Below are 8,983 nucleotides of genomic sequence, written 5' to 3' on the forward strand. Positions count from 1 at the left end.
TAAACAAAAGTGATTTCGTTCCAAACTCGATAAAGTGAACCTTTAATTAGTAGGATTCTGCCCATCCCCACTGCTAGTTCCTCGCTCCTCTTTAATCCACTTATCGATTTTAAATGTTCTCTTTCTTTTGGACACAAAAACACCCCTTTAGATAAAAATATCCAAAGGGGTGAGGCTTCACAAATTTATTTCAAATCTACCAACCTTCTACTCAACCGTAACAGATTTAGCTAAGTTACGTGGCTTATCAACGTCACACTCGCGGTGAAGTGCTGCGTAGTATGAGATAAGTTGTAATGGAATAACTGCTACTAGCGGTGCTAGTGCTTCGTGTACAGCTGGTAATACGAAGCTGTCTCCTTCCATTTCTAAGCCTTTCATTGAGATGATACATGGGTTAGCTCCACGTGCTACTACTTCTTTCACGTTACCGCGAATTCCAAGGTTTACGTGCTCTTGTGTAGCAAGTGCGATAACTGGTGTACCATTTTCGATTAAAGCGATTGTACCGTGTTTTAATTCTCCTCCAGCAAATCCTTCTGCTTGGATGTAAGAGATTTCTTTTAGTTTTAACGCACCTTCTAATCCTACGTAGAAGTCTACGCTACGTCCGATGAAGAAACAGTTACGCGTTGTTGCTAAAAATTGTTTTGCTAATGCGTCCATTTCTTCTTTTTGATCACAAAGTTCTATCATTGCATTTGCTACAATTCCTAGTTCGTGTGTTAAGTCGAAATCAAGAACTTCACCTTTTGCTTTAGCAATGTCAGCCGCTAAGATTGAAAGTACTGCAAGCTGTGCTGTGTAAGCTTTCGTTGATGCAACCGCAATTTCTGGTCCAGCGTATAGTGGAAGTGTATAGTCAGCTTCACGAGAAAGCGTAGAACCAGGTACGTTTGTAATTGTTAATGCTTTATGACCCATTTCATTTGTTTGCACAAGTACTGCACGGCTATCAGCTGTTTCACCACTTTGTGAAATGTAAATGAAGAATGGTCTTTCTGTTAATAATGGCATGTTGTAAGAGAATTCACTTGCTACGTGTACTTCAACTGGTGTTTTTGCAAACTTCTCGATAAATTGTTTTCCAACAAGACCTGCATGATAACTCGTTCCACATGCAATGATGTAAATACGATCGCTATCTAAAATCGCGTTGCGGATATCTTGATCTAATTCAATTTCGCCATTTTCATCTTGATACTTTTGAATAATATTACGGATTACAAGTGGTTGCTCATCAATTTCTTTAAGCATGAAATGAGGGTATGTTCCCTTTTCAATGTCACTTGCATCTAATTCCGCTGTAAACGGTGCACGTTCAATCGTTTCACCTTGTAAGTTTTTAATTGTAATGCTTTCTTTCGTTACGATTACGATTTCTTTATCCATTAACTCAATAAATTGATCTGTAACTTGTAACATCGCCATAGCGTCGCTCGCCACAACATTAAAGTTGTCACCAACACCTACTAATAGCGGGCTTTTGTTTTTAGCAACATAAATCATGTTTGGATTTTCAGCATCAAGTAATCCGATTGCATAAGAGCCATGTAAAAGAGATAGCGTATTACGGAACGCTTCTTCTACACTTAATCCTGTGCTCACTTGTTGTTCCATAAGCTGTACGATAATTTCTGTATCTGTTTCACTTACGAACGTTACATCTTGTAAATATTCCTTTTTCACTAATTCATAGTTTTCAATTACACCGTTATGAACTAGTGTAAAGCGCTTTGATGTACTTTGATGCGGATGCGCGTTTACCTTACTTGGAACACCGTGTGTAGCCCAGCGTGTATGTCCGATACCTACGCTTGCTGCTACGTTCTCATCTACGATTTCGCGAAGTTTTGCAATACGGCCTTTTTCTTTGTACACAACAACACCGTTCTCTGCTTGTACTGCAATACCTGCTGAATCATATCCACGATATTCTAGTTTTTCTAAACCTTTTAATAAAATTTCCTTTGCATCTTGTTCTCCAATAAATCCTACGATTCCACACATGTTTAGTCGCCGTTACAAATGCTTACACTGCTCTGCGAACATGTAACGACATAGTCCGATACCATTTTTATTTATACTAAAAAACGGATTACATATTGCTAGCCCTGTAAGCTTGTAACGGCTTTCACCTTCCTCTCGATTGGGTTTAAGTCCGTATATACTTATACAGCTAGTTTTCATCCGTTCCTTTTCTCTCATCACACTTTCACCTTTGTCCATTAAGTCACCTTAATGATTTAAGTAAAAGCTTGCGGTTATGATGAACAACCGGGAGTCATCCGCCGAAATCTCGATAAAACTCCACCTCGTCAACTACACTACTTGTAGTTCTGGCGCTTTTATAATTTACAACATTTACTTTGAGAAAAAGAACAAGACAATCTTATAACAAACATTATAAACCGTCAATGAAATTTTTTTCATCGTCTTTAAAACATATGAAAAAGGAGCACTTCTTGTGCTCCTTTTAAAATAAATTCAACAAATTATTAAGCGCCAACTTCAGCTTTAACAACTTCTACAATACGATGTACATATGCATTACAAACTTCTTGTGTCGGTGCTTCTGCCATTACACGAATAAGCGGTTCTGTTCCAGATGGACGAACAAGAATGCGGCCATCACCGTTCATTTCTTCTTCTACAACACGAATAATTTCTTTAATTTTTTCATTTTCTAATGCTAATTTTTTATCTGTTACACGAACATTTACTAGTAATTGTGGGAATTTCGTCATTTCTCCTGCAAGCTCAGATAATGGCTTTTTCGTCATTTTCATGATGTTTACAAGTTGAAGTGCACTTAACATTCCATCACCAGTTGTAATGTAATCAAGTAAGATGATGTGACCTGATTGTTCTCCGCCTAAGTTGTAACCACCGCGTTTCATTTCTTCCATTACGTAGCGATCACCAACTGCAGTTTTGTCACTTGTAATATTGTTTGCTTCAAGTGCTTTGTAGAAACCTAAGTTACTCATAACAGTTGAAACAACTGTATTGTGCTTTAGTTGGCCAGTTTCTTTCATGTACTTCGCACAAATAAACATAATTTGATCGCCATCAACGATGTTTCCTTTTTCATCTACAGCGATTAAACGGTCACCATCACCATCAAAAGCAAGACCGATATCAGCACCTTTTTCTTTCACTAATTCTGCTAGGCCTTCAGGATGCGTAGAACCTACTCCAGCGTTAATATTCATACCATTCGGTGAAGTTCCCATTGTTGAAATATCAGCTTCTAAATCCGCAAATAAGTACGGCGCTAAAGAAGACGTTGCACCATGTGCACAATCTAAAGCGATATGTAAACCAGAGAAATCTTCTTCTACAGTTTGTTTAATGTATTGTAAATATTTTTGTCCACCTTCAAAGTAATCGCTCACTTGTCCAAGGTTAGTACCTGTTGGACGTGGCAATTCATCAACTTCTTTGTCTAATAAAGCTTCGATTTCTGCTTCTTGCTCATCTGTTAATTTAAAACCGTCTGAACCGAAGAATTTAATTCCGTTATCTTGTACCGGATTATGAGATGCAGAAATCATCACACCTGCTTGTGCACCTAACGCCTTTGTTAAATAAGCAACACCCGGTGTAGAAATAACACCAAGGCGCATTACTTCTGCTCCAGTTGATAATAGACCTGCTACTAAAGCTCCTTCTAACATATGACCAGATACACGTGTATCACGACCGATAATTACTTTTGGACGATCTGTATCTTTTGTTAATACATAACCACCAAAACGTCCAATTTTGAAAGCTAATTCAGGTGTTAATTCCTCATTCGCAACTCCACGTACTCCATCTGTACCAAAATATTTACCCATTATGATTCGCTCCTTTTTCTTGCTCTTTTTGATTATCTACTGTTGGTTCTTGACTAAGTTCTTTATCTTTATCTTTATCTTTATCTTTATCTTTGTCTTTTTCCTGGTCTTTTTCTGGATTAGTTTCAGGATCTTTTGGTTTTTCAGTTTGATTATCTTGATTATTATTTGAATCTGGTTGTTCACCATTACCCTGTACTTCTTGATCTGGCTTTTCTTTCTTCACAATAGTAACTTTAGCACTTTTTTGTTTTGGCTCTATTGAAATATTACCAGGACCGCTCACTTGAATCGAAACATCCTTCGTCCCTGGCGATACATTTTGCAAATTAATTACCGCTGTTATTTGAGCAGCTGTTATTTTATCTACTATACTTGCTTCTCCTGAAATATCAACGCTTATCTTTCCATCCTGTGGCGAAAGTAACTGAGCAGTGACATCTTTAGAAACTCCATTTTTTTGAATCGAGACACCTTCAATTGTTCTAGTTTTCGTTTGTTTTACTTTTTGTACCCCTACGGAAACCTTCACTTGATTTGGTTTAGAACTCGTTACACCCTTTGGCAATAAAACAGAGGTATCGAATGTTGTAGACTCAGTCAATTGACTAAGATCTACTTCGACCCCCTCTATTGATTGTATATTATCCAAAATATCTTTTGGACCCGCTATCGTTACTTCTCTCGGTTCAACGCTAATATTTGTAACGGCCAATCCTTCTGGTAAACTCCCCTTTTTCGTATACGTTACAGGAACAGTTTTTTCCGTATTATTGGCCGTAGCTTGCGTCGCCACATTCAACGTTACACTAATTTTAGATGGACTTGTTCTTACATTTAAACGTTTTCCTTCTTTATTGTATAATGTAACTTCAGCTGTTTTTGTAACAGTTTTATTAACACCTTTTAAATCAATATACGCCTTAGCAGATGAAATACTTTCGATTTCTTCTTTCGTCCCAACTACCTCAACAGTATCAGGTTTAATGTTTGATTTTTCGAGAGTAGCACCCGCTGGCATCTGATCCTCATTTGATAACTTTAAGTCTACATGAACATATTTTCTCGCTTTTTCATGAAGAGTAACTTTAATTGTTGATGGCTGAACTGTTCCCTTCACATCATCTGGAAGCCCGTTCGTTTTCAAAGAAACTTCATAAGTCCCTTTTGGACTATCTCGCAAATCAACCGTTATATCAAATTGTTTTTTTGCTTTTGCTGTAGCAACTGCTGCTTTTGGACCTTCTAACTTCACCTTAACGCCCTCTGCCGGAATACCACTTACAATATATTTATCTTCATCATACTTAAGGTTAATAGCATGATTAGTTAATGTTTCTTTCGTATCATTTGCGAAAGGTAATATACCCGATGTCGTATTCTTTTCAGTTAAAGTTGCGGACATAAAAAGCATACACGCCAATAGTAATGAGATTCCTTTTAAAAACCAATGATTCTCCATTAACTTATCCATGACGCTTTCTCCTCCAATTCCATAAAGACGAAGAAGTCGTTTTTTCGTTCCCACTAAATTCTGCTAATAACATATCCTTCAGTTGTTCTGTCTTCAAATCACGATGCAACTTACCATTTTTCGTTAAAGAAATTTGGCCTGTTTCTTCAGATACAACTACTGTAATACTATCAGTGACTTCACTAACTCCCATTGCAGCACGATGCCTTGTTCCTAACTCCTTAGAAATAAAGGGGCTTTCTGATAATGGAAGATAACAAGCCGCTGCTTTAATTGTACTTCCTTGCATAATTACGGCTCCGTCGTGAAGAGGCGTATTTGGAATGAAAATATTAATGAGTAACTCCGATGATACATTTGCATTTAACGGAATACCCGTTTCCACATAATCACCCATTCCGGTCTCTTTTGACAACGTAATTAATGCACCAATTCTACGTTTTCCCATATATTCCGTTGCTTTTGCTATCGATGTTGCAACAATTTCAGGTTCATCATCCTCCTGAGTTCCAACACGCGAAAATAAACTTCCGCGTCCTAGCTGCTCAAGTGCTCTTCGCAATTCTGGCTGGAAGATAATAATAACGGCTAAAAATCCCCACGTTAATACTTGTTCCGTTAGCCAATAAAGCGTATGCAATTCAAGGAAAATACTAATCATCCGAACGACAATAATAACTGTAATCCCCTTTAAAAGTTGAACAGCTTTTGTCCCTCGGATTATAAGAATTAGCTTATATATAATAAACCATACAACGGCAATATCTAATACCGTACTAAGATATTTCAAAATGGTCGTATCTTCAAAAGGCATGCTAACCCTTCCTCCTACTTACGAGCAATTCTATCCATATATTGAAATATTATTTTATGCTCTATCTGTATGTATTTCCAACAACTAGTTAATTATACCATACATGAAACAAACGACAATTACAAACCCCCCCCTTTAGATCAAATTGGTAAGATGTCAAACAATCTTATCGTACAGTATAATATAAATCATTATTATACGTCTATTTTCAAATAAAAAAAGCAACTTCTCAGTTGCTTTTCTTACATTTATTTTAGTTTTTCACCGAATAAAGAACCCATTAAAGCAACCGCGGTTGTTGCCGTTCTATTTCTCTCATCTAAAATCGTATTTACTTCAACAAACTCAGCAGATGTAACAATATCAGCTTCCGCTAACATTTCCATCGCTAAATGGCTTTCACGATACGATAGACCACCAATTACAGGCGTTCCAACTCCCGGTGCATCATGAGGATCAAGACCATCTAAATCTAGTGATAGATGTACACCATCAGTATGAGATAAATAAGCAATTGTTTCTTCCATAACAGCCGTCATACCCATACGATCAATTTCATGCATCGAGAATACTTTAATACCTTCATTGCGAATAAAGTCTTTTTCTCCTTCATCCAATGCACGTGCACCGATAATTACAACGTTCTCTTTTTTCACCTTTGGATATGCCCCGTATAAGTCTATAAGCGTGGGATGTCCATAGCCTAAACTTGCTGCAAGTGACATTCCATGAATATTACCAGATGGTGAAGTTTCCTCCGTATTTAAATCTCCATGTGCATCATACCAAATAACACCTAAATTTTTATAATGTTTTGCCACACCAGCTAGTGTACCAATTGCGATACTATGGTCACCACCTAATACAAGTGGAAAACGACCTTCTTCTATAATATGATCCACCTTACTTGCCAATTCATTACATACAGTCGCAACTTGTGTAAGGTTTCTTAATTTTGTATTTTCATCAACTTCTTTTTCTCTCTCTATACATATATCTCCCATATCTTTAACGTTATATCCAATTTCTTCAATTCTTTCAATTACCCCTGCATAACGGATCGCGCTCGGGCCCATATCAACTCCACGACGCATCTGTCCTAAATCCATTGGAACTCCAATAACTGAGATTTCTTTTTTCATAGATAGTATCCCCCTTTTATGCCTTCACTAAATATTTTAAATCTTTTATATACTCTGACTCAACTCGACATTTTTCTGTATGGATATACAATTTATTCACTTATATTTATGTTGAAATCCAAATCTTAAGACCATTTTATGTATAAAGTTAACTTAATGAAACAACTGCTATCATTATTATTAGATAATAATAAAAAACACTTCTACATTTAGAAGTGTTTTTTCGATGCAATTTTCCATACTGCTGCAATATTTCTTGCTGTCATTTCAATATTCTCTTTTGCCATCTTATATGCCTCGTCTAGTGCCATTGGAAAAGGCGTAATACTAAATACTGCATCGATTCCCTTTTCGTAAACAACTGGATAATTTGGAGATACCGATCCTCCTATAGCAATCACAGGGATATGAAGACGTTTCGCTCGCCCCGCGACACCAACAGGAGCCTTTCCATATGCTGTTTGTTCATCTATTCTACCTTCACCAGTTATAATTAAATCCGCATCTTCTATATGCTTATCAAAATTTGTATGATCCAATACAATTTCAATACCCTTTCGTAAGCTTCCCTTTAACACTGCAATAACAGCTGCTCCCATACCTCCTGCCGCTCCTGCACCAGGTATTTCAGATACATCCAAAGATACATATCGTTTAAGAATAGTCGCATAATGCTTTAAATTCTCATCTAGCCTTTTCAGCATCTCTACATCCGCACCCTTTTGAGCACCAAACACGAAAGATGCCCCTCTCATTCCGACTAATGGATTATTTACATCACACGCCGCTTCTATCGTTATCTCCTTTAGGCGTGAATCCATTCCTGAAAAATCAATCGTGACAATCGAATGTAATGTTCCTCCAGATGGATCTATTGCTTCACCCTTTTCATCTATAAACCTTACTCCTAAAGCCGATAACATACCTGCTCCACCATCATTTGTAGCGCTTCCTCCAAGCCCCAAAATAATATGCTTAACTCCTTGGTCTAGCGCATGTAATATAAGCTCCCCTGTCCCTTTTGACGTTGTAATGAATGGATTTCGCTTTTCAACCGGAACGTGTTGTAGTCCAGATGCCGATGCCATTTCAATAAACGCTGTCTTTTTATCTGTAGAAATGCCATAAAAAGCTTGTACGCCTTCTCTAAGCGGTCCTGTCACATAAAGTGATACAACGCTTCCTCCTGTGGCATCAACAAGTGAATCAACAGTTCCTTCACCACCATCTCCAATTGGTATTTTTACATACTCTGCTTTAGGAAAAATTGCTCCAAAACCTCTTTCAATAGCTTCACATACTTCTATAGCCTTTAGACTTTCTTTGTATGAATCAGATGCAATGACAACTTTCACAATTATCCCCCATCCTTTATTTTTACGTTTTCTTCATTTTAAACGACAAATATGTAAGTTGTCTTTTTAAACACAAAAAAAGCGTACATCATATGATGTACACTTTCTCTATTTATATGGAGCCTAGCGGGATCGAACCGCTGACCTCCTGCGTGCAAGGCAGGCGCTCTCCCAGCTGAGCTAAGGCCCCGTAGTAATAAAGCGGAAGACGGGATTCGAACCCGCGACCCCAACCTTGGCAAGGTTGTATTCTACCACTGAACTACTTCCGCGAAAATGGTGAGCCATGAAGGATTCGAACCTTCGACCCTCTGATTAAAAGTCAGATGCTCTACCAACTGAGCTAATGGCTCGTA

The 8,983-nt window shown here is 37.6% G+C and carries 7 protein-coding genes and 3 tRNA genes; all 10 read right to left on the bottom strand.

Features of this window, described 5'->3' with window-relative positions:
* Nucleotides 1–207 precede the first annotated feature (207 nt).
* Complete coding sequence (gene glmS / locus DPQ31_RS01195) at nucleotides 208–2,010, bottom strand: glutamine--fructose-6-phosphate transaminase (isomerizing) (protein ID WP_000334150.1); 1,803 nt, start codon at nucleotides 2,008–2,010, stop codon at nucleotides 208–210.
* Between the two features lie 12 nt (nucleotides 2,011–2,022).
* Complete coding sequence (locus DPQ31_RS01200; protein ID WP_033659100.1) at nucleotides 2,023–2,208, bottom strand: hypothetical protein; 186 nt, start codon at nucleotides 2,206–2,208, stop codon at nucleotides 2,023–2,025.
* Nucleotides 2,209–2,498: 290 nt separating this feature from the next.
* Entirely contained in the window at nucleotides 2,499–3,842 is a 1,344-nt protein-coding gene (gene glmM / locus DPQ31_RS01205) for a phosphoglucosamine mutase (RefSeq protein WP_000521472.1), read from the bottom strand.
* Nucleotides 3,835–5,316, bottom strand: coding sequence for a CdaR family protein (locus tag DPQ31_RS01210; RefSeq protein WP_208731464.1), 1,482 nt, complete (start codon nucleotides 5,314–5,316; stop codon nucleotides 3,835–3,837). Before DPQ31_RS01210 ends, glmM begins: the two co-directional genes overlap by 8 nt.
* On the bottom strand, nucleotides 5,309–6,130 hold the full coding sequence (gene cdaA, locus DPQ31_RS01215) for a diadenylate cyclase CdaA (RefSeq protein WP_001115710.1): 822 nt from the start codon (nucleotides 6,128–6,130) through the stop codon (nucleotides 5,309–5,311). Before cdaA ends, DPQ31_RS01210 begins: the two co-directional genes overlap by 8 nt.
* A gap of 248 nt (nucleotides 6,131–6,378) precedes the next feature.
* Nucleotides 6,379–7,272: an arginase gene (gene rocF / locus DPQ31_RS01220; RefSeq protein WP_208731465.1), complete on the bottom strand. Its 894-nt coding sequence runs from the start codon at nucleotides 7,270–7,272 to the stop codon at nucleotides 6,379–6,381.
* Between the two features lie 209 nt (nucleotides 7,273–7,481).
* Complete coding sequence (locus DPQ31_RS01225; RefSeq protein WP_000869567.1) at nucleotides 7,482–8,627, bottom strand: glycerate kinase; 1,146 nt, start codon at nucleotides 8,625–8,627, stop codon at nucleotides 7,482–7,484.
* A gap of 117 nt (nucleotides 8,628–8,744) precedes the next feature.
* Nucleotides 8,745–8,817: transfer RNA gene (locus DPQ31_RS01230), tRNA-Ala, on the bottom strand.
* 10 nt (nucleotides 8,818–8,827) lie between these two features.
* Nucleotides 8,828–8,899: transfer RNA gene (locus DPQ31_RS01235), tRNA-Gly, on the bottom strand.
* A 5-nt stretch (nucleotides 8,900–8,904) separates the two neighbouring features.
* Nucleotides 8,905–8,980: transfer RNA gene (locus DPQ31_RS01240), tRNA-Lys, on the bottom strand.
* Between the last annotated feature and the right edge of the window lie 3 nt (nucleotides 8,981–8,983).

It is taken from the genome of Bacillus sp. COPE52 (genome assembly GCF_003355115.1).
GTDB classification, from domain to species: domain Bacteria; phylum Bacillota; class Bacilli; order Bacillales; family Bacillaceae_G; genus Bacillus_A; species Bacillus_A toyonensis.

Coding starts and splice junctions, on each gene's coding strand:
- glmS (WP_000334150.1), bottom strand. CDS start 2,010: ATGTGTGGAATCGTAGGATTTATTGGAGAACAAGATGCAAAGGAAATT.
- DPQ31_RS01200 (WP_033659100.1), bottom strand. CDS start 2,208: ATGAGAGAAAAGGAACGGATGAAAACTAGCTGTATAAGTATATACGGA.
- glmM (WP_000521472.1), bottom strand. CDS start 3,842: ATGGGTAAATATTTTGGTACAGATGGAGTACGTGGAGTTGCGAATGAG.
- DPQ31_RS01210 (WP_208731464.1), bottom strand. CDS start 5,316: ATGGATAAGTTAATGGAGAATCATTGGTTTTTAAAAGGAATCTCATTA.
- cdaA (WP_001115710.1), bottom strand. CDS start 6,130: ATGCCTTTTGAAGATACGACCATTTTGAAATATCTTAGTACGGTATTA.
- rocF (WP_208731465.1), bottom strand. CDS start 7,272: ATGAAAAAAGAAATCTCAGTTATTGGAGTTCCAATGGATTTAGGACAG.